The 24877-nt window shown below is 36.8% G+C and carries 23 protein-coding genes; 17 read left to right on the top strand and 6 right to left on the bottom strand.

All coding sequences use genetic code 11. The features are described 5' to 3' along the window. The first annotated feature begins 248 nt into the window (after nt 1-248). The 12 genes from SJW71_RS02875 (at nt 249) to SJW71_RS02930 (ending at nt 12547) form a co-directional block, all read left to right on the top strand. The gene (locus tag SJW71_RS02875; protein ID WP_036119224.1) at nt 249-554 is read left to right on the top strand and encodes a winged helix-turn-helix transcriptional regulator; all 306 of its coding nucleotides are present in this window, start codon (nt 249-251) and stop codon (nt 552-554) included. A 196-nt stretch (nt 555-750) separates the two neighbouring features. Beyond that, on the top strand, nt 751-1665 hold the full coding sequence (murB, locus tag SJW71_RS02880) for a UDP-N-acetylmuramate dehydrogenase (RefSeq protein ID WP_312506969.1): 915 nt from the start codon (nt 751-753) through the stop codon (nt 1663-1665). 53 nt (nt 1666-1718) lie between these two features. Next, entirely contained in the window at nt 1719-2474 is a 756-nt protein-coding gene (locus SJW71_RS02885; RefSeq protein WP_322610593.1) for an exodeoxyribonuclease III, read from the top strand. A gap of 888 nt (nt 2475-3362) precedes the next feature. Beyond that, nucleotides 3363-5732, top strand: coding sequence for a penicillin acylase family protein (locus tag SJW71_RS02890; RefSeq protein WP_431811732.1), 2370 nt, complete (start codon nt 3363-3365; stop codon nt 5730-5732). A 177-nt stretch (nt 5733-5909) separates the two neighbouring features. After that, complete coding sequence (locus SJW71_RS02895) at nt 5910-6281, top strand: ArsR/SmtB family transcription factor (protein ID WP_274794706.1); 372 nt, start codon at nt 5910-5912, stop codon at nt 6279-6281. Beyond that, nucleotides 6262-8385 (top strand): heavy metal translocating P-type ATPase, encoded by a 2124-nt coding sequence (locus tag SJW71_RS02900; protein WP_322610595.1) that lies wholly within the window; start codon nt 6262-6264, stop codon nt 8383-8385. The genes SJW71_RS02895 and SJW71_RS02900 overlap by 20 nt, the downstream gene beginning before the upstream one ends. Nucleotides 8386-8555: 170 nt before the next feature. Then, complete coding sequence (locus tag SJW71_RS02905) at nt 8556-8852, top strand: late competence development ComFB family protein (protein WP_396631763.1); 297 nt, start codon at nt 8556-8558, stop codon at nt 8850-8852. Nucleotides 8853-8973: 121 nt separating this feature from the next. Then, nucleotides 8974-9393, top strand: coding sequence for a transcriptional regulator MntR (gene mntR, locus SJW71_RS02910; RefSeq protein ID WP_274794703.1), 420 nt, complete (start codon nt 8974-8976; stop codon nt 9391-9393). Nucleotides 9394-9422: 29 nt separating this feature from the next. Then, nucleotides 9423-10280: a CvfB family protein gene (locus SJW71_RS02915; RefSeq protein ID WP_274794702.1), complete on the top strand. Its 858-nt coding sequence runs from the start codon at nt 9423-9425 to the stop codon at nt 10278-10280. 129 nt (nt 10281-10409) lie between these two features. Continuing rightward, nucleotides 10410-11324, top strand: coding sequence for a DUF1002 domain-containing protein (locus SJW71_RS02920; protein WP_274794701.1), 915 nt, complete (start codon nt 10410-10412; stop codon nt 11322-11324). A 135-nt stretch (nt 11325-11459) separates the two neighbouring features. Continuing rightward, the gene (locus SJW71_RS02925) at nt 11460-11741 is read left to right on the top strand and encodes a GNAT family N-acetyltransferase (protein WP_274794700.1); all 282 of its coding nucleotides are present in this window, start codon (nt 11460-11462) and stop codon (nt 11739-11741) included. Nucleotides 11742-12238: 497 nt separating this feature from the next. After that, the gene (locus SJW71_RS02930; RefSeq protein ID WP_274794699.1) at nt 12239-12547 is read left to right on the top strand and encodes a hypothetical protein; all 309 of its coding nucleotides are present in this window, start codon (nt 12239-12241) and stop codon (nt 12545-12547) included. Between the two features lie 17 nt (nt 12548-12564). On the opposite strand, the gene SJW71_RS02935 is transcribed toward SJW71_RS02930, so the two are convergent. The 3 genes from SJW71_RS02935 to SJW71_RS02945 all read right to left on the bottom strand — a co-directional run bounded on the left by SJW71_RS02935 (nt 12565) and on the right by SJW71_RS02945 (nt 16350). Further along, entirely contained in the window at nt 12565-13707 is a 1143-nt protein-coding gene (locus SJW71_RS02935; protein ID WP_274794698.1) for an MFS transporter, read from the bottom strand. A 121-nt stretch (nt 13708-13828) separates the two neighbouring features. Continuing rightward, entirely contained in the window at nt 13829-15349 is a 1521-nt protein-coding gene (locus SJW71_RS02940; RefSeq protein ID WP_274794697.1) for a succinate CoA transferase, read from the bottom strand. A 350-nt stretch (nt 15350-15699) separates the two neighbouring features. After that, nucleotides 15700-16350 (bottom strand): LytTR family DNA-binding domain-containing protein, encoded by a 651-nt coding sequence (locus SJW71_RS02945; RefSeq protein ID WP_274794696.1) that lies wholly within the window; start codon nt 16348-16350, stop codon nt 15700-15702. A gap of 505 nt (nt 16351-16855) precedes the next feature. Here SJW71_RS02945 and SJW71_RS02950 point away from each other — a divergent pair. The 4 genes from SJW71_RS02950 to SJW71_RS02965 all read left to right on the top strand — a co-directional run bounded on the left by SJW71_RS02950 (nt 16856) and on the right by SJW71_RS02965 (nt 19833). Then, the gene (locus SJW71_RS02950; protein WP_274794695.1) at nt 16856-17650 is read left to right on the top strand and encodes a helix-turn-helix transcriptional regulator; all 795 of its coding nucleotides are present in this window, start codon (nt 16856-16858) and stop codon (nt 17648-17650) included. Nucleotides 17651-17826: 176 nt separating this feature from the next. Further along, nucleotides 17827-18588: a membrane protein insertase YidC gene (yidC, locus tag SJW71_RS02955; protein WP_274794694.1), complete on the top strand. Its 762-nt coding sequence runs from the start codon at nt 17827-17829 to the stop codon at nt 18586-18588. 55 nt (nt 18589-18643) lie between these two features. Further along, nucleotides 18644-18892: a hypothetical protein gene (locus SJW71_RS02960; protein WP_274794693.1), complete on the top strand. Its 249-nt coding sequence runs from the start codon at nt 18644-18646 to the stop codon at nt 18890-18892. Between the two features lie 158 nt (nt 18893-19050). Beyond that, a complete protein-coding gene (locus SJW71_RS02965) occupies nt 19051-19833 on the top strand; it encodes a M15 family metallopeptidase (protein WP_431811733.1) in 783 nt (260 codons plus the stop codon). 52 nt (nt 19834-19885) lie between these two features. On the opposite strand, the gene cls is transcribed toward SJW71_RS02965, so the two are convergent. Both cls and SJW71_RS02975 read right to left on the bottom strand, forming a co-directional pair. Beyond that, on the bottom strand, nt 19886-21343 hold the full coding sequence (gene cls / locus SJW71_RS02970) for a cardiolipin synthase (protein WP_274797388.1): 1458 nt from the start codon (nt 21341-21343) through the stop codon (nt 19886-19888). Between the two features lie 361 nt (nt 21344-21704). Then, nucleotides 21705-22865: an MFS transporter gene (locus tag SJW71_RS02975; protein ID WP_274794691.1), complete on the bottom strand. Its 1161-nt coding sequence runs from the start codon at nt 22863-22865 to the stop codon at nt 21705-21707. 356 nt (nt 22866-23221) lie between these two features. Between SJW71_RS02975 and SJW71_RS02980 the strand changes: the two genes are divergently transcribed. Then, nucleotides 23222-23359: an Lmo0850 family protein gene (locus SJW71_RS02980; protein ID WP_004232019.1), complete on the top strand. Its 138-nt coding sequence runs from the start codon at nt 23222-23224 to the stop codon at nt 23357-23359. A gap of 59 nt (nt 23360-23418) precedes the next feature. Here SJW71_RS02980 and SJW71_RS02985 read toward each other — a convergent pair whose 3' ends face one another. Continuing rightward, complete coding sequence (locus SJW71_RS02985; protein ID WP_274794690.1) at nt 23419-24606, bottom strand: FtsW/RodA/SpoVE family cell cycle protein; 1188 nt, start codon at nt 24604-24606, stop codon at nt 23419-23421. Between the last annotated feature and the right edge of the window lie 271 nt (nt 24607-24877).

Consider the following 24877-nt stretch of genomic DNA (forward strand, 5'->3'; position numbering starts at 1 on the left):
AAAAAAGTGTAATCTGTGAACATAATACGAAATGAATTTATATGAGGTAGTCATAAAATTGTCAACGTGTGCATTTTATTAATAGCAGTGTTATTACGCTTTTGCCCTATTAATGACAATATTGATGTATAAAGTTACTTTTTGTAATTAAATATATAAAAGTTAATTAATTATTTTACGTAAATAAGTTACTCCAAATTTACATTTACTGCAATAATCGTTACAATAGTTACATAGAGGTGAAAAATATGAATGAGACTACTTTATGTCCTCGTTTAGCAAAAGCGATGGATTTAATTGGAAAACGATGGACGGGTTTAATATTATATCAATTACTAGACGGGCCACAGCGTTTTAATGAAATTGAGTCTGCATTACCTGTCAGTGGACGCTTGTTATCAGAACGTTTAAAGGAGCTTGAAAAAGAGGGGCTTGTTGAACGAAAAGTATATTCTGAGGTGCCAGTTCGTGTTGAGTATTCATTAACAGATAAAGGTCGTGCACTAGAAGGTGCGATTCGCAATATAGAAACATGGGCAAGTAGTTGGCTTTAACATGAAATGTAATATTTGTGCCAAAAACGACACTTGGAATGATGGTCAATTTTCTTTATAATATTCATCATCTCTGCACAGGTCTTACCTGTCTTGTAATGTGAGATAAAAATACCCTTCATTTTACTTGTCAAATTGGGGTTCTAAATCCATACTGGTGTAGAGTAAGAAGGACGTTAGAAAGGAATTAGCTCTCATGTCAAAAGAACAATGGGCGATGGATTTAGCAAAGAGCATTAATCCTGCCAATATTAAGTTAGATGAATCATTACAGCAATACACAATGACAAAATTAGGTGGCAAAGCAGATGTTTTTGTTCTTCCGGAATCAGAAGAAGAAGCAGCATCAGTTATTCGCTATGCATATATAAATAATATTCCTTTATTAATGTTAGGTAACGGATCTAATATGGTTGTTCGCGATGGCGGTCATAGAGGTATCGTTGTAACGTTTTCACGCTTAGATGAAATTCGAATTAACGGTGAGCATGTTTATGCACAAAGTGGCGCGCTGATCAAGGATGTATCAAAGCTATCTGCAAAAGCTTCTTTAACAGGTTTTGAATTTGCCTGCGGTATTCCTGGATCAATTGGAGGAGCAATGGCTATGAACGCAGGTGCATATGGCGGAGAAATTAAAGATATTATTATTTCGTCTAAGGTGTTAACGAAAGAAGGAGACATTTTAATATTATCTAAAGATGAGCTAGAGCTTGGTTATCGTCAAAGCATCATTGCCAAAAAGGGCTACTATGTATTGTCCTCTGAATTTCAATTAGCCGTAGGAGTGCAGGAGGAAATTGATGCGAAGATTGCTGATTTAACATTCCAGCGTGAATCAAAGCAGCCTTTAGAATATCCGTCAGCTGGAAGTGTTTTCAAACGCCCACCTGGTCATTTTGCAGGTAAGCTTATACAAGATAGTGGCTTGCAAGGTAAAGGGATAGGTGGAGCAGAAGTCTCTACCAAGCATGCCGGCTTTATTGTCAATAAAGGGAATGCCACTGCTTCTGACTATATTGAGACAATCCAAATGGTGCAACGTGTCGTGAAAGAGAAATTTGGTATTGAGTTAGAAACAGAGGTTAAAATTGTTGGTGATGATCTATAATATGACGCCCTTCGCTGAAGTCGGAGGGCGTTTTTCTTAGGAGTGAGGATGAATTGAAATTAATATCGTGGAATGTTAATGGAATACGAGCTTGCTTAGGAAAAGGCTTTTTGGAGTTTTTTAATCAGGTAGAAGCGGATTTCTTTTGTATTCAAGAAACTAAATGTCAAGCTGGACAAGTGGAACTGCCTCTCGATGGCTATGAACAGTATTGGAATTATGCACAGAAAAAAGGCTATTCTGGAACAGCTATATTCACCAAGCACACACCATTGTCTGTTAAGTATGGAGTAGGAGATGAAGATTCTCAGGATGAAGGTAGAATCATTACCTTGGAATATGAAGCGTTCTATTTAGTAAATGTTTATACGCCTAATGCACAACGAGACTTAGCAAGATTACCACTGCGGTTAGAATGGGAAGAACGTTTAGCCTGCTATTTACAGGAGCTCAATAGCAAGAAGCCCGTAGTCTATTGTGGTGACCTCAATGTAGCACATACGGAAATTGATTTAAAAAATGCAAAGTCGAACATAGGAAACTCAGGATTTACATATGAAGAACGTGAAAAATTCTCAGAGCTATTAGCTAGTGGCTTTGTCGACTCCTTCCGATATAAGCATCCTGAAGAAACTGACCATTACACATGGTGGTCCTATATGAATAAAGTACGCGAACGTAATATTGGATGGCGTATTGATTATTTTATTGTGTCTGATCAGCTGAAGGAACAAATCGACGTAGCAACGATTCACCCTCATGTTATGGGCAGTGATCATTGTCCAATTGAATTGCAATTACATTTCTAGTTTTAAAAATCGTATTTTCTATAGAAAATACGATTTTTTTTTGCCGTTTTAGAAAGCCATAAGAGTGTTTGATTGCATACACTCGAATGAAGAATTCGCTCAAGAATGGGACTTAATATGCTGGGGGCTTACCATCAGGGAGAGAGTTCGGTCCACATGCAGAGGAAATCGCTCAAAAGAAGATGGAAAAGCACTCCAATGAGGATAACCTTCTGGTCAAAGAATGAGGGAAGGTGCTCCAATCGGGGGAAACCGCTCAAAGAATGAGGGAAAGCACTCCAATCGGGGGAGAAACCGCTCAAAGGTGGTTGGAAGGCGCTCCAATCAGAGGAGAAACCGCTCAAAGAATGAGGGAAGGCGCTCCAACCAGGAGAGAAACCGCTCAAAGATGGTTGGAAGGCGCTCCAATCAGAGGAGAAACCGCTCAAAGGTGGTTGGAAGGCGCTCCAATCAGAGGAGAAACCGCTCAAAGAATGAGGGAAGGCGCTCCAACCAGGAGAGAAACCGCTCAATGATGGTTGGAAGGCGCTCCAATCAAAGGAGAAACCGCTCAAAGAATGAGGGAAAGCGCTCAATCGGGGGAGACTCCGCTCAAAGAATGAGGGAAAGCACTTCAATTGGTAGAAAAACCGCTCAAAGATCATGGCAACGCCCCATCAATAGAATCCCTCGCCCAAAATAGCTTCTATATGAAAATATCATTGCACGGTAGCCTTCATAATTCTTATTGTTTATACTATTCTAATAGCGAATAAATATAAAATTTTGTATTTATGGACTATTTTACATACATAACATACGGAAATTTGTAAAAAAATTGTTGATTAAGCTATGTTTTAAGGGGTTGGGAAGGTAGTACAAGAATATAGTGCAAAGAGGGGGTATTAGATGGGGAAGAGAAAGTTTAAATGGAAAAAGTGGCTGCTTGTTATGGCTGGCATACTGGCAGCTGTAGTGATTGTAGCTTTTATTGGATTTACATGGTTTATGAATAAATCTAAGCCTGTAATTGATGGTGAGTTGGCTGTGGAGATTCTTTATCAGGATGTGACAGTTACAAGGGATGACAAGGGAGTTCCGCATATCTTTGCAAAAACAGATGCTGACTTATATCGTGCGCAAGGCTATGTTCAAGCACAAGATCGACTTTTTCAAATGGACTTAGCTAGAAGGCAGGCAAGTGGTCGATTGTCTGAAATTATTGGGGAAGCAACAGTTAATTCGGACAAACATTTCCGTACATTTAGTTTACGTGATGCAGCTGAAAAATCATTGGCAGCTTATGATGAAGAAAGTAAGCAAGTACTCGAATGGTATGCTGAAGGGGTAAATGCATTTATTGCACAGGCAAAGGAAAAAAATACATTAAGTTATGAATTTGCTTTGTTGGGTTATGAGCCAGAGGAGTGGACCGTCGTTGATTCCTTAACAATTGGTAAGTATATGGCTTATGACTTAGGAGGAAATTGGAATACATTAGCCTTCCGTCATTGGGCTTTACAAAACTTTGAAGAGGAAAAGGCGAAAGAATTATTTATCAAATATCCTAAAAATGCCTCATCTATCATCGAGGCTAACATAAAAAATCCTGTTGCAGTGGCAGGGCAATTCAATGCAGACTTGTTACCAAATGAGTTTAACGGTAGTAATAACTGGGTTGTAGCTGGTGATAAAACAAAATCAGGAACACCGATTTTAGCAGATGATCCACATCTAGGATTAAGCACGCCATCTATTTGGTATCAAATGCATCTCCAATCGCCGGAACAAAATGTTAGTGGTGTTATTTTTGCAGGGATTCCAGGTATTATTTTAGGCCATAATGATGAAATTGCATGGGGTGTTACGAATGTGGGTCCTGATGTTCAGGACTTATACATTGAAATACCAAATCCGGATGATCCAACACAGTTCCGATATGATGGTAAGTGGGAGCAAGCAGAGGTACGTGATGAATCTATCAAGGTGAAGGATGGAGAAACGGTAGACTTTGAAGTCGTTGTGACTCGTCACGGGCCCATTATGACAGATTTAGCATTCAAGGATACAGAGCCAACAGCACAATTCTCAATGCAATGGACGGCACTTCAATCTACAGCAGAACTGAGAGCGGTGCTTGGCTTTAATAAGGCGAAATCTTGGGGTGACTTTGAAAAAGCACTAGAGGATTTTAAGGCGCCAGCTCAAAACTTTGTTTTTGCATCAAAGGATGGCACTATAGCCTATAAAGCCAATGGTCAAATACCAATTCGTAAGCAAGGGGATGGTCAATTACCTGTTCCAGGTGATTCTAGCGAATATGGTTGGGAGGGCTTTATTCCTTGGGAGGAGCTACCAACTGTGGTGAATCCAAAAGAAGGCTTTATTGCAACAGCAAATAACCAAGTAATAGGAGAAGACTATCCATATCACATCACAGATTTCTGGGCTCAACCTTATCGTTTCGAGAGAATTAAGGAAGTGCTAGAGGCAAATGATTCTATCACCGTAGAGGATATGATGGCTTTACAAATGGATCAACATAACCTTTATGCAAGAGAGTTCTTACCCAATTTATTAACTTCTATAAAAGCTCAAGATCAGGATGGTAATTATGCAGAGATTATTGCTATGTTAGAGGATTGGGACATGGTGGATGCAAAAGAATCAGGTGCACCTCTCGTCTTCCATACACTTATGATAAAGCTACAAGAAGTATTGTTTAAAGATCAAATGCCAGAAGATATGTACAACATTATGTATGGGAAATTTAATATTACAGACCAGCTTTTACGAACAGCGTATGCAGGGGAGAAAAGCATTTGGATAGAGGAACAGGGTGGCGTGGATAAAGCAGTTTTCAAGGCACTCGAGCTCACAGTTGCCCAATTAGAGGATCAATTCGGTAAAAACGCTTCGAAGTGGCAGTGGGGGGATTTCCATCAGCTTACTTTTGATCACACATTAGGGAGCGCGTCCCCAATTCTTGCAGCCTATTTTAATGCTAAAAAGGTACCGATTGGCGGCTCCAAGGTTACGGTGCAGGCAGCAGACAATGATTTAGCTGGTAATGTGGATCACGGTGCATCTTGGCGCTTTGTCGTGGATGTCGGTGATCTAAGCTCCGCCTATCATATTGTCGGTCCAGGTCAAAGTGGACATGTAAAGTCTGATTGGTATCAAGACCAGGTACTTGATTGGGCGAAAGGGGAATATCATCAAACATTTGTGAAACAAGAAGAGATAAAAGGTAAAACATTGCAATTAAAGGCACAGTAATAAAAGATTAGCGTACTTATTAAGTGCGCTAATCTTTTTTTCTTGATTCTGTAATTTTCTATATTGACTAGAAAATACAATGATATAAATCATTATCATTCAAATGCACATTTGAATATGATGGATTAATATGTTACATTGAATACAATCAAACGAATATTTGAATGAGGTGATAAAATGCCAAAGGAAATATGTGAAACGACACATGTAAACGAAGAAGCGGTTACAAGGGTACAGCAACAAATGCCAGATTTATCGGGTGTAGCAAAGTTTTTGAAAGCCTTATCTGATGAAACTAGACTTAAAATTGCCTATGCTTTAAAGGTAGAAGAGGAGTTATGTGTGTGTGATGTTGCTTCTATTATTGGTTCATCAGTTGCAACAGCATCACATCATTTACGTTATCTAAAAGACAATAATTTAGCAAAATCACACCGCAAAGGAAAGCAAGTGTATTACTCTTTAGCGGATGAGCATGTATACCAAATCGTAACAATTGCCTATGAACATGCGAAAGAGGGGATTGCGAATGGCAGCGACACCAACTAAACAAGAATACAGGCTACAAAATTTATCGTGCGCGAGTTGTGCTGCAAAGTTTGAGAAAAATGTAAAGGCTATTCCTGAGGTACAAGATGCACAAGTCAATTTTGGTGCTTCTAAAATAACTGTAGTTGGCTCTATTAGTGTGAATCAAATTGAAGAAGCCGGCGCATTTGATGGCATTAAGGTTACTCAGTCAGTGGCAAGAACACTCGAAAAATCCACACCATTTTACCGTAAAAAGGAAAATGTATTAGCAGGGATTTCTTTGTTCTTTGTTATTCTAGGCTACTTATTAGTTAATATGCGTGGGGAAACAAACCCACTTCCAATTACAATGTTTATCCTAGCTATCCTTGTGGGCGGTGTGGGTATTTTTAAAACGGGCTTTCGAAATCTAGCACGTTTTGAATTTGATATGAAGACTCTGATGACCATCGCTATCATTGGAGCTGCCATTATTGGTGAGTGGGAAGAAGCGGCAGTAGTCGTGTTTTTATTTGCTGTCAGTGAAGCATTAGAGGCGTATTCAATGGATAAAGCACGTCAATCAATCCGTCAGTTAATGGATATTGCTCCGCCAACAGCGATTATTAAAAGAGCCCACGGTGAGCATTTCCATGAGATTGAACTGCCTACTGAAGAAATTCAAATAGGGGATATTCTAATTGTTAAGCCAGGCCAAAAAATTGCGATGGACGGCATTGTCATTAGCGGTTTATCGGCAGTAAATCAAGCAGCCATTACAGGCGAATCGATTCCAGTTAATAAAACGGTAAATGATGAAGTTTTTGCAGGTACATTGAATGAGGAAGGTGCACTAGAAGTCCGTGTAACAAAGCGTGTTGAGGACACAACCATTGCTAAAATTATTCATCTTGTTGAAGAAGCACAGGCCGAAAAAGCTCCTTCACAGCAATTTGTTGATCGGTTTGCTAAATATTACACACCTGCCATTATGATCATTGCTTTTCTAGTAGCTATAATTCCACCTTTATTTGTAGGGGATTGGCAACACTGGATTTACCAAGGATTAGCCGTGCTAGTTGTAGGATGTCCATGTGCACTTGTTGTTTCTACTCCGGTTGCGATTGTCACTGCTATTGGAAACGCTGCAAGGCAAGGTGTTCTTATTAAAGGCGGTGTTTATTTAGAACAATTAGGTCATATTGAAGCGGTAGCCTTTGATAAAACGGGGACGTTAACTAAAGGGCAGCCTGCAGTAACAGACATTTTGACAACGGATGAACGGTCCGAGGATTATCTTTTGCAATTAGTGGCTGCGGTAGAAAAACAATCACAGCATCCTTTAGCAAAAGCTATTTTAAATACTTTGCATAATAAAAACTTACAAGAGCTAGTACCAACAGATTTTCAATCAGTAACTGGCAAAGGTGCCTATGCTACTGTAGACAGCCAGAGAATATATGTAGGTAGCCTGAAATGGGTGGCTACATTAGCTTCTGTTGATAAAAATATTGAAAACAAGGTTAAGAAACTTCAAGATCAGGGTAAAACAGTAGTAGCAGTTGTTTCCAATGATCAACTTATTGGCTTGATTGGAATTGCTGATCAATTGCGTCAAGAAAGTAAGGATGTCTTGCATAAATTAAATGCCTTAAAAGTAAAGCATATGGTGATGTTAACAGGTGATGCAGAGCCTACTGCACAAGCTATTGCTACAACATTAAAAATGACAGATGTGCGCGCTAGTTTATTACCAGAAGAAAAATTAATGGCGATTAAGGATTTACGTGCACAGTTTGGTGCAGTAGCAATGGTCGGGGATGGTGTAAACGATGCACCAGCATTGGCCACAGCGAATGTAGGAATTGCCATGGGAGGCGCAGGAACGGATGCTGCCCTTGAGACAGCTGATATTGCCCTAATGGGTGACGATTTAACAAAGCTGCCTTACACAATTGGCTTAAGCAGAAAAACATTACGGATCATTAAAGAGAATATTATATTTGCCCTAGCTTTAAAATTAATAGCGTTACTACTTGTCATCCCAGGATGGTTAACATTATGGATAGCCATTTTTGCTGATATGGGTGCTACGTTATTAGTGGTCTTTAATTCATTAAGACTAATAAGAGCAAAAAAGTAGTAATTAAGGTATGTATCAATAGAAATAAGTAGGATATTAACCTTACTTTGACACTATACATTATATGTAAATAGATGCTACTAGTGATTCTTGAAAAAGACTTTTATTAAGGCTATTATAGTTTCAGGAGTAATGTAACAATTAAATATAAATGAGGCGAAAGTTTGAATATGTCAGATCCTATTTTAGTAAATGTTACAGAAGAAATTGTGCGTGGTTTAGTAAGCTTTTTACTACGAGGACCAGAATATCAAACATTTTGTAAATGCACAATCTGTGAATTCGACACGGTGGCACTTACACTCAACGCATTGCCAAGTAAGTATGTTACATCTATGGAAGCTAGAGATGAGGCATTTAAAGAAATGAATACTCCTGAAAGTATTGAGCGCATCAACAAAGAGATTATTCATGCGTTACATGTGGTAAATAAGTATCCTCGACACAAAGTAGAGCCTACTTCTTAATAGAAGGGGCTCTATTTAAGTTTTACAGCGAGTGTTTTTCTGGCATATGTATTTTCAGTTAACTTTTAAGCCAAGCTTGTAGTAAACTAGAGATAAGAAAAGGAAAGAGAGGGAAAAGGATATGCCAACACCAAGTATGGAGGACCATATCGAACAAATATATTTATTAATTGCCAACAAAGGATATGCACGTGTGTCTGACATCGCTGAAGCATTATCTGTTCTTCCTTCTTCTGTTACAAAAATGGTTCAAAAATTAGATAAAGATGGTTATTTAGTTTATGAAAAGTACCGTGGACTGACATTGACGCCTAAAGGAGAAAAGCTTGGAAAGCGTCTTGTGCAGCGCCATGAATTGCTCGAGCAGTTTTTACGGATGATTGGTGTGGATGAAGAGCGTATTTATGATGATGTTGAGGGAATTGAGCATCACTTAAGCTGGAATTCAATCGATCGTATTGCAGATCTTGTGCAAGTAATGGAAGAGAATCCAGACATCGTGAAAAAATTGGAAGCATCTAAGACACAGCACCATCTTTAAAATGATGGTGTGAAGGAAAGGAAGTCAATATGAACGAATTAAAATCGGGTGAAGTCGTTACGTTAACGGTATTAGAGCAACAAACATCGAAATGGATTTTAACAAATGGAGTTGAAGAACTACCTTTAAATGCTTCAGAGGTAACAGAGCCACTTACTGTAGGTGACCGCCTTGAAGTATTTTTATTTGTGGATCGCCGTGGCGATTTAGCTGCTACTACTGCTATTCCGTCTTTTACACAAGGTGAATATGGCTGGGCGCGCGTCTTGAAAGTGGTGGAGCGTGAAGGCGCATTTGTAGATATTGGTACATCACGTGAGGTTTTAGTAAAGGCAGAGGATCTACCTGCTATAAAAGAGTTATGGCCAGAACCAGGCGATCATTTATTTATGACATTGCGTACAGATCGTAATGGTGAGTTATTTGGACGTTTAGCAACGGAAGAAAAAATTTCGGAGCTTTACGAAGGTGCATTTGAAGATATGCACAATAAAAATATCCTAGCACGTCCGTACCGCTTGTTACCAGTGGGCTCATTTTTGCTAGGTGTAGAAATTCCTTACCGTATCTTTGTTCATGAATCGGAGCGCAATGCAGAGCCTCGACTAGGACAAGATGTCGTTGTTCGTATTATCGATGTAAAAGAAGATGGTTCAATGAATGCATCTCTTTTACCGAGAAAACATGAGCGTCTTTCAAATGACGCACAACAAATATTGAATTATCTACAAGGTGTGGGAGGTAAAATGCCATTTGGTGATAAATCATCTCCTGAAGAGATTCAAGACATGTTTAACATGAGTAAAGGTGCATTCAAACGTGCCTTAGGAACACTCATGAAGGCAGGTAAAGTAAAGCAAGAAAACGGCTGGACAGAAGAAGTTTAGTGAATATAAGTGGAAAAGCGACGAGAAACATCTTTGAAACCTTCTCGTCTTTTTTTCGTACTAATTATTGTATAATGACATACATTATACAGGCTAATTACGAGGTTTTAACGAAAGGGGTCACACGATTTGAAAAATACATGGATTAAAATACTAACAGCTACAATGTTGGTATTCGGAGTGATGGCACCAGCAACGGGGTTTGCATCTGATAATACGCCTCCGAAAGCAATTGATGAAAAACTAGGCGTACCTATTGTTGTGTATGGAGCCAATTTATCTGAGGATGAAAAAGAGTCAGTAAAGAAATCATTAAAAGTAAGTGAAGAACCTGAAATCGAAGAAATTACTGTGTCAGGTCAGGATCTGGTTAAATACATTAAAGATAGTAATTCAAGTTCTCGTATGTATTCTTCTGCTAAAATTACACGTAGGGATGCAGGAAAAGGTCTAGTGATCGAGATTGTAACACCATCCAATATAACGCAAGTTACTTCAGAAATGTACGCGAATGCCATGCTAACAGCAGGGATTCAAGATGCAACAGTACAAGTAGCTGCACCGAAAGCTGTTACAGGTCATTCAGCGTTAGTAGGTATCTACAAGGCTTATGAGGTTACAACAGGTGAAACACTTGATATTGATCGTACAGATGTAGCAAATGAAGAATTATCAGTAGCAACATCCATTGCAGAATCGGCTGGGGTAGATGATGCAAAAGTTGCAGAATTATTGACAGAAATTAAAAAGCAAATTGCTGAATTAAAGCCAGCAACACGAGAGGACGTTGAAAAAATCGTCCAGGAGCAATTAAATAAGCTAGAAATCAACTTAAGTGAAAAGGATCGTCAATTGCTAGTGGATTTAATGGATAAAATCAGTAAGCTAGATATTGATTTTAGTAAATGGTCCGAACAATTAAATGATATTAGTAACACCATTCAAGAAAAATTCGGTTCCCTTATGGAAGATAAAGGATTCTGGGAAAGTGTGAAAAGTTTCTTTGCTAATTTAAAAGATACTATTTCTTCTTGGTTTAACTAACGATTTAATAGTAAAAGAATCTGTGATACTCACATACTAGAATGAGTGCACAGATTCTTTTTTGTTTAGGAGAGTTAGGAAGTTTTGTGAAAATATAAAAAGCTATGGTACTATGAATAAAAGGAGTGGTGAGAAATGGAATTCCAATTACAACAACTAGCGGAAAATAAGTTTGCATTTTTAAATGAGCAAGATGGGGAAAGACTAGCAGAAATTACATGGCAGCAAAATGGTCAAGTAATGGTAATGGATCACACATATGTATCAGATAAACTCCGAGGACAAGGTGTGGCTAAACAATTACTCGATCAGGCTGCATCCTATGCACGTGATAAAGGCTATAAAATGGAAGCTGTTTGTTCCTATGTTGTTGCAGCATTTGAAAAATCAGATGCATATAATGATGTGAAACAATAAAAAATAAGGCAATCTGCTTATGAGATAAGCGGATTGCCTTTTAATTTTTTGAGCAAATCATTTTAGCAGCTCCTTACAGTAAGATGACACTATAGATTAATACAGTTAAGAAGCCAGCTCCACCTATTAATGACGCCATATCTACCCAATCATACGCTAAGTCGAAATCTTTCATCCTAATCACTCTCCTGTTTTAGTATTAATTCATTAATTCCCTTTACTTGCCTTTTATAATCATAAGTAGTTACAAAATTATGATGAATGAAAAAAATGATGGTAAGAGACTCGATTTAAATAGAATCTAAGTGTAATTGTCTCCCATCATGGCAAGACGAAGAGTATAGAAATAGTGAAATGGTTACTAGATAACAAGGCAAGGTTTAGCTGTACATTGATATATATGCTAGAGGTTATAAAAAAATAATGTTTATTCTTTTAAGAATAGGGAAAAACTATACTACAGAGCTAGTTTCTATATTTTTAGGAGGTAATAAATCATGGCAAAACGAAAAGGAACAGGTGTTGTCATTGCAGGATTAGCAGGGTTAGCAGCATCTTATTTTAGTAAAAAAGAGAATCGTGATAAAGCTTTAACAATGTTTAATGGTTTGAAAGCCAAGTTAGAGTCATTTCTTACAGCAGGTCCTGAAATGCATGACAATATTGCGGAGCGTGTTTCAACAGAGGTTGCAACAGAGGCAGGCACCTCACCAACAAAGATTGCCTCAAATGAAATGGTAGCTGAAGGCGGAGGACATACAGGTGTCCATTTCTATAATGAAGAAATTCAAGAAAAAGAAAAATAACGAAAAAACCTTCTCATCTATGCGTGAGAAGGTCTTTTGTGTGGAAGTAGGATGACTCCCGCGAAGATTAGTAATACTATTCCCGTAAAGATAAAGCCGCTAATAATGCCCAGTGACAGCCAACCTAGTAAAGAGGAGCCAAGCACTACGCCAAGGGAGAAAAATGCATAGAAATAGCCGTATGCTTTTCCACGTACTTCAGCAGTTGTGGAGTCAATTAGTAGGGAATTTACTGAAGGGAATAGGAAACCGAATCCGATTCCATAGCAAGCCATCGCCATATATAGTAAAGAGCTAGAATCAGCCTGACTAATTAATAATTGGCTTATTCCCATTAAACCTATACCAAAGGACAATGTTTTGAGTGGTGAGACCTTATCAAATATACGGTTAGTTGGTAATAGAAAAACTAGGACAGCAATAATACCAAAGGTGCTCATTAAAGTTCCACTTAAACGCGAGTCAAATCCTAAAGATTGAACTTTAAGTGGGAGTAGGTAGGCAATAACACCTTGAGAAAACATTAAGAAGAATGCGCCTAAAAAGGCTTTTAATGTACCCGTGTTATTAAAAAATACACTGATCGAAATATATGTACTGGGTTCTGCTTTTTCTCTTTGTACCTGCTTTGTTTTCAACATAAAGAACGCTAGAATACCTAGCATAAGCATAGAGCTTGCCGTGATATTGAAAACGAATGGGACGCTTGTTCGACTTGCTAATATACCACTAAATGCAGGGCCGATAATTGCTGCAATCCCTACAAATGCGCCGGAAATAGCACTGCCCTTTCCCCTTTTTTCTTGTTCAGTAGCGTTTGCTAAAAAGGTAAAGGCAGCTGGAACTATAAAGCCTGCAACAAGTCCATGGATAAAACGTACAATTAAAAGAGCAATTGGTTCTTCTATTAAATTATATAGTGTTAGCGATAAACCTGTTGTCAGAAGACCTGTTATAAGGATGATAAAAGGTCCTTTACGATCTGTTAAAAATCCGGAAATGATATTACCAAAAGTGTTGGACAGCGAATACATACCTACAGCAAGACCTGTTAGGAATGCAGAGGCACCTAGAGATTCAGCGTATGTACTCATAACAGGCAACTGGGTAAAAAGATCGAAAAATGAAAAGAAAATAATGACATAGATAAATTTTTTCATAGTTCCTCCAATGAAATCGAGCAGTTTAGCAAGGTAGTTTCATATGGTCCTATTATAGCATTTTCCAATAAAAAAGAACGTCCAATAAGTTTGACTTATTAGACGTCCTAAAAAGTAGTGATTAAGCTTTTGCAACTTCTTTTTTCATTGTTTTGTTTTTAGCAAGGTTTACATGCCAAGAAAGTGCTTCTTCTAAAATATGAGGTGTTTGGTGGTTACCAGTTGCTTCAACTGCACGGTTGTAGTAATCCCATAATTGTTCTTTGTAATCTGGGTGTGCACAGTTTTCGATAATTAAAGGTACACGCTCTTTTGGAGCTAGACCACGTAAGTCAGCAATACCTTGCTCAGTTACGATTACATCTACATCATGCTCAGTGTGGTCAACGTGAGAAACCATAGGCACGATAGAAGAGATTGCTCCACCTTTTGCATATGATTTTGTGACAAAAATACCTAGACGTGCATTACGTGCGAAGTCACCTGAACCACCGATACCGTTCATCATACGAGTACCAGATACATGTGTTGAGTTTACGTTACCATAGATATCTAACTCAAGAGCAGTATTGATTGAGATTAATCCCAAACGACGGATAAGCTCTGGGTGGTTAGAAATTTCTTGTGGACGTAAGCAGATTTTGTCAGCATATTTTTCTAAATTGCCGTATACTTTTTTCTGCAATTCTTCAGTAAGTGTAATTGAAGTAGCAGCGGCAAATTTAACTTTACCTGCGTCAATCAAGTTAAATACAGCATCTTGTAGTACTTCAGATGCAACAACTAAATCTTCGAATTCTGAATCTGCAAAACCGTCTAATACGGCATTTGCTACAGAACCTACACCAGATTGTAGTGGCATTAATTGTTTTGTTAAACGACCCGCTTTAATTTCATCACGGAAGAAGTCTAATAGAATGTTTGCCATTGTTTGTGTTTCTTCATCTGGTGGTACGATTAATGAAGGCGCATCTGGCTCTTCAGAAATAACAATTGCTTTAATTTTTGCTGGATCAACTTTGATACCAATATCACCAAGGCGCTGCATAGCATCTGTCATTGGGATAGCTTCACGGTTACCTTGTTCACCAGGTACATAAATATCGTGGATACCGATTAACGCTTCTGGATGAGAAATGTTTAACTCGATAATAATATTTTCAGCATATTCTGCGAAGATTGGTGAGTTACCTACAGAGTTTGTTGGAATGATAAATCCATCTTCAGTAATAGCAACTGCTTCAAGAATTAGATATTTAATTGGTCCAATAATTCCTTGTCGCACTAGCTCAGCATTGTGTGAAAGATGAGCATCTACATAAAGCACATCTCCTGAGTTAATTAAATTACGGATACCCGCGTCACCTTGGAATGGTCCACGTTTACGAATTGCACCAGCTTCTGCTAAGTACTTGTCTACTTCTGGTCCTAATGATGCACCTGTATATACATCAATTTTGAATTCTTCATTTTTTGCGCGCTCAACTAATGCCATTGGCACAACTTTTGCGTCCCCAGCACGAGTAAAACCACTCATACCAACTACATCACCGTTAGAAATAAGTGCTGCTGCTTCTTCTGCAGTAACAATTTTACTCTCAAGTTCTTTTAAACCTAGGCGTTTTTGAACATTTGCATCCATAAAAAATCCTCCCCTAAATAATTTTGATGGAAACCGATTACAAAACTAGAAAAAACCTTTATGAATTTTCTGTTTATTCAGTTGTAGTATGACTCCAACCATTTGAATAATACTATCACCAAATTGTCACAAAAACTTTAGAATTAGCATTAAATTGAGTAAAAAAAGGAAAATCGAGCATTAAGATGATTTTTCGACAGAGAAAACGTTTTATTGTAGAGCTGTATAAATTTAGAGGATATCAACATAAAAACGATGTAAAAAAGGGAAGAGGGGGAAAGAAAAGGAATTAAATTTTTTCGTAAAAAAGTACAGCGAACAATTTACAAATTGTTCGCTGTACATAGAAATTAGAAACCTAAAGAACGACGGAAGTAGCTTGCATAGCGTTGGCTTACAGGAATACGAGTACCGTCCTTCATAATTAATAAAAACGTTGAGTGTGAATCTGGTTGAATTTCATCGATGTAGTCAATATTAACGATATATGAGCGGTGACAACGAATAAATGAATCAGGTGCTAAAAATAGCTCTAAATCACTTAGGTTTAAACGGTGATAACCTTCACGAGTCATTGTTTTAACAAATGTTTTACGGAGTTGTGTTTCTAAATAAATAACTTGATCATGTTGAATTGGGTACCAGCAATCATCGATTTTGATTGTAATGTAGTTTGTTAAGAATGCTGATGGTTTTTGCGGGAAGATAGCAGTGATTGCTCCTTTTGTTTCGCCTTCCTCCATTAATGGAATACTCATTCCGTAGTAAGCGACACCGAATACATCGGGTTCGATGTAAGAGCTAATTTTTTGACCATAGCTTAGTGCTTTGTGTGCGGCTGAACCTTCTTTAATAGGGTCACCAGGTTTAATTTTTAAATCAACTTTTTTGCTTGGCTGGTAATATAAATATTCATTGGTATCAGAAATAGCAATGGAAGTATTCTCAGGGAAGAATTCCTTAATAATCTCCATTATTTCTTCTATTTGTTTTGGATCCACTATAAACACCTCGTCTAAACTTTTAAAAATAGTATTATCATCTATTTTACTACATATTCATATAAATTATATAGAGAAGATTTAGGAATAAAATAGAAAAATGTCGATTGACACATTAGAATGACGTCAGAAGTTTTGTATAATTTGTAAATTAATTTATTTAATGACTAATTTTTTTTGATAGGTATATGGTAAAATTTAATTGTTAGAGATAAGTTTACGAGGTTTCTACTATGCCTATGTGATTAATTAGCACTAGAGTAGCAATTAAAATGTGGTTGAAAGGAACTCGCAGAATATGGTAAAATTCACTGTATAGTCTATTTTTTTAAGATCTGGTGTTTTAGTTGGGTTATATTTGAGTTATTTTTTATAAAAAATTGTGAAATAGGACTCAATTCTTATATTGAATTAACAAATACTATTTTCTTATTTTTAATTTGTAAGGATTGGTGTCAAATTTTGTCATGCAATTCGTGTACTCTGAGGAAAGATGGGGAAGATTATGCAACTACATCAACATTCTATGTCAGAAACGATTTCAAAAAGATACTTCCAAGAAATCGATAATATTAATCAATATATCGGTGTCGAAGAATTTTTTAATATTGAGTCGAAATTAATTTTTGAAATTTACCATTTAGAATCTGCCAAAGCTAAAAAATCTTTGCATGAATTAATTGATATTCTTTCAATACGTTTTGGCAAGCAGGTCATAAAAATTGTTCGAAGTTATTTTTCCGTTTTGTCCTCCATTGTGGCCCGTAAATTGCTGGACAATCAAGTGCCTTCGAAAAAAGCTTTTGCTTTTAATATTGCTTGTAACGATATGATAGAAAATCAAATGAAAGATGCAGAGTTTTTACAATTTGCTGATGATTTAATTGATTTCTTTGTCTACTTTATTGCAGATCGCAAACAACCGACTTTCCGACATCAAACTGTCAACAAAGTGATCATGTATATAAATGACGAGCTTGAAAATGATTTAACAGTGGAAAGTATCGCTAACAATTTTCATATAAGTACGAGTCACTTATCACGTATTTTTAGAGAACACGTTGGCATTACATTAGTAGAGTATTTAAACGTGCGACGTGTAGAAGAATCACAATACTACTTACGACATACCAACAAGAGTATTACTTCTATCTCCGATCAATTCCATTTTTGTAATCAAAGTTATTTTACTCGTATTTTCAAAAAATATACTGGGGTAACGCCTAAGCATTTTAGAGATGAACTACATCATGAATTTTACCGTTTTGAAATGGCAGAGACTGAATTACTAAATGTTTAAAACATTGAGCATAGAACAAGAAAAGGTGCGAACGTATTAGCATAGCTAAAACTCGCATCTTTTTTATGAATTAATTTATGGAATGGTGACGAGAATTAGTAGCACTTGCTATTTGATAAAGATAGACCCTATAAGGTATACTTCACAGTAGTTGATAAATAATAGTAGGTGGAAAAATGAAAAATTGGAAGCTATTTTCAATGCTTGGACTGGCTGTTTTTGTTCTTAGTGGCTGTCAAGCTGTGCAAAACAAAGAAGGTTTTTTCTACAGTATCTTTGTAAAACCTATGGAGTTTTTACTGGAATTTTTCGGGAATGATATTTTTTCAGGAAGCTATGGTTTAGCAATCATTGCGATAACAGTTCTTATTCGTTTAATCTTAATGCCGATTATGTTGAAAAACTATCGTCAACAACAATTGATGAAAACGAAAATGGATGCGTTTAAACCTGAAATGGAAGCTGTTCAGAAAAAAATGAAAGAAGCTAAAACGAAAGAAGAGCAAACACAATATCAACAAGAAATGATGGCTCTGTATCAAAAGCATGGCATTAATCCGCTCAATATGGGTTGCTTACCGATGTTGATTCAAATGCCAATTATTATGGGTCTTTATTTCTCGATTTTGTATTCTACAGATGTAAAATCACATGAGTTTTTATGGTTTAGCTTAGGTTCACCTGATATTGTTATGACCATTATTGCAGGGATTGTTTATCTAGTTCAAGCTCGTGTATCATTATGGACTGTACCTGAACAACAAAAGGCTCAAATGAAAATGTTTATTTATATTTCACCAATTATGATTGTCTTTATCTCGATGTCTTCAATGGCGGCCCTACCACTATATTGGTCTGTCAGTGGTGCATTGTTGATTATTCAAACATATATTGGACGTAAATATTATTCGGAGCATCCCGAAAAAGCAAAATCATAAATTCATTGTTGTCGAGGCGCTTCTGTTGCCTCGATTTTTTTAGGAGGACAGCAAGATGAACAGAAAGTGGCTATCATCAATTTTTGTTGCAATTTTTAGTATTGCGGCACTAGTATTTATAATAATGGGGAAATTTAATTTTGCGGTATTGGCAATGACAATTATGTTTACCTTATCGAACGGGTTTAGAGCAAAGAGTTTTGAAGAGCAGGGCTATGTAAAAGAGTCGAAATGGATGAAGTATATGGCAATTTTTTTCGCCATAGCTTCTATAATAGTATTTGTCATTATTCTAACAGACTAAACTGTAAAGATTTGCGTGGGAAAATTGCACTTAAAAATGTGAACAGTGCTAAAATGAGATTATATCAAACAGGTAATATAATAAAATCGGTATTTCAGGATGAACCTTTTAAAAATCATCCGTTGGGATACCTGATAATTATTAAAGGGGCATAAATAGTGAAAAACAATCGTCTTCCGCTTATCCTTGGTGCTTGCATTTCTATCGCTTTAATTGTTGCTATTTTTGTAGTTTATAACTATAAAAATAATCAAGTTAATAATGCAGCGGATGAGCAACCAAAAACAACAGAAACAAATAATTCAGAGAAAGATTCTACTGCAACAGAGAAGCCAGTTAAAGAAAAACCAGAAACACCTGCAAAGCCAGAGCAACAACCTGATGAAAATGGCTATCTACCAAATCAAACATTACCTACTGAACCAACTTATATAAAGGGCGTTCTGCTAGCGAATAAAATTTATCCGCTTCCTTCAACTTTTGCACCTGAGGAAAATCCAGAAGCACAACAAGCGCTAAATCAGATGTTAGCTGCTGCCAAGCAACAAGGGTTTGATTTAGTCGCATTTAGTGGTTACCGATCATTTGAATATCAAACAACGCTTTATGAAAACTATGTTAAACGTGATGGACAAGCAGCTGCAGATCGATATAGTGCCCGTCCAGGCTATTCGGAGCACCAAACAGGTTTAGCGTTCGATATAGGCGAGCGCGGAAAAGAAGATTTATGGCTGACAGAAGAATTTGGAGAAACACCGGCAGGACAATGGCTATTTGCTCATGCCCAAGACTATGGTTTTATTCTTCGATTCCCGCAAAATAAAGAAAACATCACAGGTTATATGTATGAGTCGTGGCATTATCGCTATGTGGGCAAAGATATTGCAAAAGAGATTGCAAAACAAAATATTACGTTAGAAGAATATTTGGGCGTTAAATAAAAAAAGGAAGAGGAGTGGTTCTATAAGAACTAGCTCTCTTCCTTTTTCTATTTTATAAAATAGGTGTTAATAAACGAGAAATGGATTCTTTAAATTTAATAAGTGCTGAGCGGTTTTTGTACATTTCCCATGTTAATTCCGTACAATCAAAAATATCCTTTTCAAACAGCTCTGCAAGTTGGTGCGATATATTGGCATCATAAATAAAGGCATTGACTTCAAAATTAAGACTGAAGCTTCGTACATCGATATTAGCTGTTCCGACAGAGGATGCCTCGTCATCAATAATGATGGCTTTTGCATGGATAAAGCCTTTTTCATAAATGTATACTTTCGCTCCAGCACGTAATAACTGTCCTACATAGGAATAAGTCGCCCAATAAACAAACATGTGGTCAGGTTTATTAGGAATCATAATACGTACATCAATGCCAGATAACGTAGCAATTTTAATGGCATCTAAAAAACTTACATCGGGAATAAAATAAGGTGTCTGAATGTATATATATTTTTGAGCCATGTTAATGAGTTTTAAATAACCGATCTTAATTTGTTCCCAGTCCGAATCTGGTCCGCTTGAAACAATTTGTAAGCCAACGTCTCCTTTTTTAGGAATCGCAGGGAAGTAACGATCAGAGTAACCCATTTTTTGTTGTGCACTTGCTTGGTTCCAATCAAGTAAAAAACGTGTTTGCAAAGGATGTACGGCACTTCCCTCAATGCGTAAGTGAGTGTCTCTCCAGTAACCAAACTTTTTCTGTAACCCTAGGTATTCATCACCGACATTAAAGCCTCCAATATAGCCAATTCGGCCATCAATGACAACTATTTTTCGGTGATTTCTAAAATTTAGGCGGGGATTAAGGAGTGGCAAAATAGAGGGGAAGAAAACTTCTACTTCACCACCAGCATTAAGCAATTCCTTAAAATTGCGCTTTTTCACATTACGTGACCCCATCTCATCGTAGAGAAGACGTACCTTGACACCTTGCTTTGCTTTTTTAGTTAGTGCATTGACGATACGAGTACCTAAGTTATCTAGGCGGAAGATATAATATTGAATGTGAATATGATCTTTTGCTGCTTCAATATCTTTAAGGAGTTGTTCAAATTTATCGGCACCATCGTCAAAAATATCTAGATGGTTGTCCTGGGTTAATACCGCATTATTTGTTCTGAGGTGCATGTAAATCATCTCTTGATAGTTTTCGGCATTTGCAATGCGAAATTCAAATGTTTCATCACGAATGGCTTCCATTTGGTAAGTAATAAGGTTGTCTATCCCAATATCCTTACGTCCTTCCCAACGGAATAAATGTTTTCTTCGTAACTGTCTTCCGAGTAATAGGTACAAAATAAATCCAGCTAATGGCAGGAAAAATAGTACGAGAATCCACGCCCAAGTAGAGGTAGCATCTTTACGTTCTAAAAAAATGATGGTCATAGCTAATAAAATATTAAAAAATAAAGTTAAAGGGACTAAATATTGTATATCTGTAAAAATGCTCATTCCTACACCTGCCTTTACTATTGTTAACAACATACTTTAGTATAGCCTACTTCAAAAGAGGAAAGAAGATACGAAATGGCTAGATCATATGGAAATGGCGTAGCTCGGAAACTGATCAAAGATACTCCAACACCTTAATCAAGTCCTAATCCAAAACCAATCTCCAATGATAACACATTTCAGCTTGAAGTAGCTTGATATCTCCATTTAAAAAATAAGAGCATGGCTAGCTATTTTCTTCATCCTATCAGAACAGGAGAGGGGAGAAAGCATTGTGCATGATAATCTTGTTTAAACATAAGCACTTGCATAGAATTGTAATCATGACTTAGCAATACGAAATGTGCTGTAGAAGTCAAAACTATTCATAACGCAATGATTTTTTTGATGCCTTATATATATAAATAAGACTTATCGACAAAATAGCAATCACTGCCGAAGTATAATAACCAAGACTAGCTTGTACTGTAAATAGCCAAGTGAAAAAGAGTGGGCCGAGAATACGACCTAAGTTATCCATTGAATAGGAGAGCCCTGCGGCAGTACCATATTGTCCTCCAGATTCTTTAGAGGAGAGCGATACCACACATGTTCTAGCAAGTGCATTACCAGCTGTAAAGACACAAAGGGCTAGGCCAGCCATAAAAAGGTTAGTAGTTAGTGTGAATAAAAGCATTCCTATAGCTGTTACAATTTGTGCGCCGATTAACCAGGTTGTCTCGCTACCGTTTTTTATACGCCGAACGACGCCACCTTGAATTGCAGCATCAACAAAGCCACTAAACATAAATAAATACCCAATTTGCAATGGTGTAATGTGAATTTTTTCGATTTGGAATAATTGGAATGTAGCCTCAACACCAGCTAGCATAAAGGTTACTAAAAATGAAAACAGAAAGAGGTAACGCACTCGGTATTGTAGCATTTTACCAGCGCCTTTTGGCACAATAGCACGTTTATTCGAATCTTTTCGTTTTTCTGGTTCTTTTAAGACGAAACTTGCATAAATAAATAATAGTGCAATTAATATTGCGGAAGCGATAAACGGTAATTGCAAGCTATAATGTCCTAGCATACCACCGATTGCTGGACCGAAAATAAAACCAAGACCAATGGACATGCCCATAAAGCCCATATATTTATTACGATCCTCTTCACTGGACATATCTGCGATAAATCCTGTTACTGCTGTATATAATGCTCCTGAAAATAAACCACCAATAATACGAGAGACATACAAAATAGTCAGGTTATCAATAAATAATGAAAAAATAACAAAGCTAAGGCTAAATCCAACAAGACCTGTTAAAATTAAATGTTTACGCCCTACCTTATCGGATAGCATGCCCCAAAATGGTGCTGTGAAAAAACTTGCAAGTGAGTAGACAGTTAATAATCCACCAACGTGGAGATCATGCCAATTTTGCTGTACAATCACCTCTGGTAAGACAGGAATAATAATGCCAAATCCAAGATAGACGAGGAATTGAACAGACATCAATAATAAAATTGCCTTCTTCATACAGTTCCCTGCTTTCATACGATATTTCAATATGTATATTCTAACCTTCTTAATCTTGCGATTACAAGAATGTGGAGGGAGATCTTTGGATAATGAGTAATGAATCGGTAGGAAAGAGGTGCCGCTTAAAACAAAAGAGCAAGTCAGTGAATAAAATAAAGCCACTTCGGGCAGTTTAAATATGTTTGATAGTAAAGAGTGATGGGTATAAAAAATTTACAATGTAACAAAATTGAAAAAAATTTTATGTAAGTTAAGTGCTATGATAAATTTGTCAGACATCTACTCTTAGAAAAATGAAACTTTTTTGTAAATAAAACGTTATATAAAATCGAGGAAAGATTGAGGTGGAATGTATGACGAAAGAAGTAGATTTGAAAAAGATTGTTTCGAATTTATCTAAGTTGGGTGTAACAGCCACTGTAACAAAGTCTCGACTAGAACTTTTAAAAGTGCTCACACCACCAACGCAGACACCGCAAGTTCAAGCTTAACTCGTTTACAATAGAAAAAGGGAAGTCTCCATGTAAGAGACTTCCCTTTTTCTATATGTTTATTCATCTTCATCATGTGTTGTAAACATGTATGTGCGATAGTGGAACCGCATACTAAAGACAAGACCAATAGCTAAAGCATTTCCCATTAAAGAACTTCCTCCGTAGCTAATAAACGGAAGCGGAATACCTGTAATAGGTAATAATTGGATTGTCATTCCTATATTTTCGAAAACGTGGAAGGTAATCATAGCAATAATACCAGCACAAACATATGTTGAAAATGGATCTTTTAATAAGAGTGTTGTTTTTGTTAAGTGATAAATTAATAAGAAGAAAATACAAATAACAATACTAGCTCCAATAAAACCCCATTCCTCACCAATTACTGTGAAAATAAAATCGGTATGGTTTTCTGCTACATATACTTCTCGATTTCGAAAACCTTTACCAAAAATTTCACCTGACCCAATGGCATTTAACGATGTAATTAAATGATAGCCATCACTAGATGAATAGGAATAGGGATCTAGCCAGGAGTAAATTCGAGCAAACTGGTAAGCTTTAAAGCCAAATGTTTTCTCAAGGAAATCCTGCATGTAAAGTGCCATCCACAATAGTGAACCACCTGCTAGCACGCCACCTAAAAATGTAGGAAGAATGATTTTCCAAGAGATACCCGCTACAATGATGAGAGCTGCAGTAATCGCTAAGAATACAAGAGCTGAACCAAGGTCAGGCTGTTTTAAAATAATCCCTAAAGGTACGATTAATGTGATACCGATTTTACCAAGTAGTAAAAAATCAGTTTTTAAAGATCTTAATGAATAAACTTCATGATGCTTACTTATCAATCGTGCTAGTGCTAAAATGTAAAAGGTTTTCATAAACTCAGAAGGCTGAATATTTCCAATCGGTGTGTGATACCAGCTTTTAGCACCATTAACGGGTGCACCGATTTGGCCTTCTCCTTCAGGCATAAAAATAAGCAGTACCAATAAGGCAATCCCTGCTCCATACATATACCATGACATTTTTTTGTATTGATCTGGTTCAAAAAACATCACAATGCCAATAATTACGGCACCAATTATATACCATTGCATTTGTTTTGGTACGTAGTTAATGCCATACTGACCTGATGTTTGTGCAGATGCAATAGCTAACAAACTAATGACTAGAAAAGTGAAAAGAATAAAAGCAAGGGTCCAGTCAAAACGATTTGCGAAATTTCGTTTATTTTCCATAAAAGCCACCTAAATTAAAATAGTATCTCAGTATGAGTAAATGTGATGCGTTTCTTCCTATTTCGTTTATAATTGTTCAAAGAAGAGAGCAATTTATAGGAGTTAGGTATTGGTGAAAAAATAACCTTCATCTACTGATAAGCTTGCAATTTGCTTTGAATATTGTCAATGGAATTTTAAGCAAATACTTGTACTCAATGAGTAGTCTTAAATTTGTATGCAAATGCATGTTTAACATTCCTATTATAACGCAAAAAACACTTTTATGCCT

The sequence above is a fragment of the Lysinibacillus sp. FW12 genome (genome assembly GCF_050817245.1).
Taxonomy (GTDB): Bacteria; Bacillota; Bacilli; order Bacillales_A; family Planococcaceae; genus Lysinibacillus; species Lysinibacillus irui.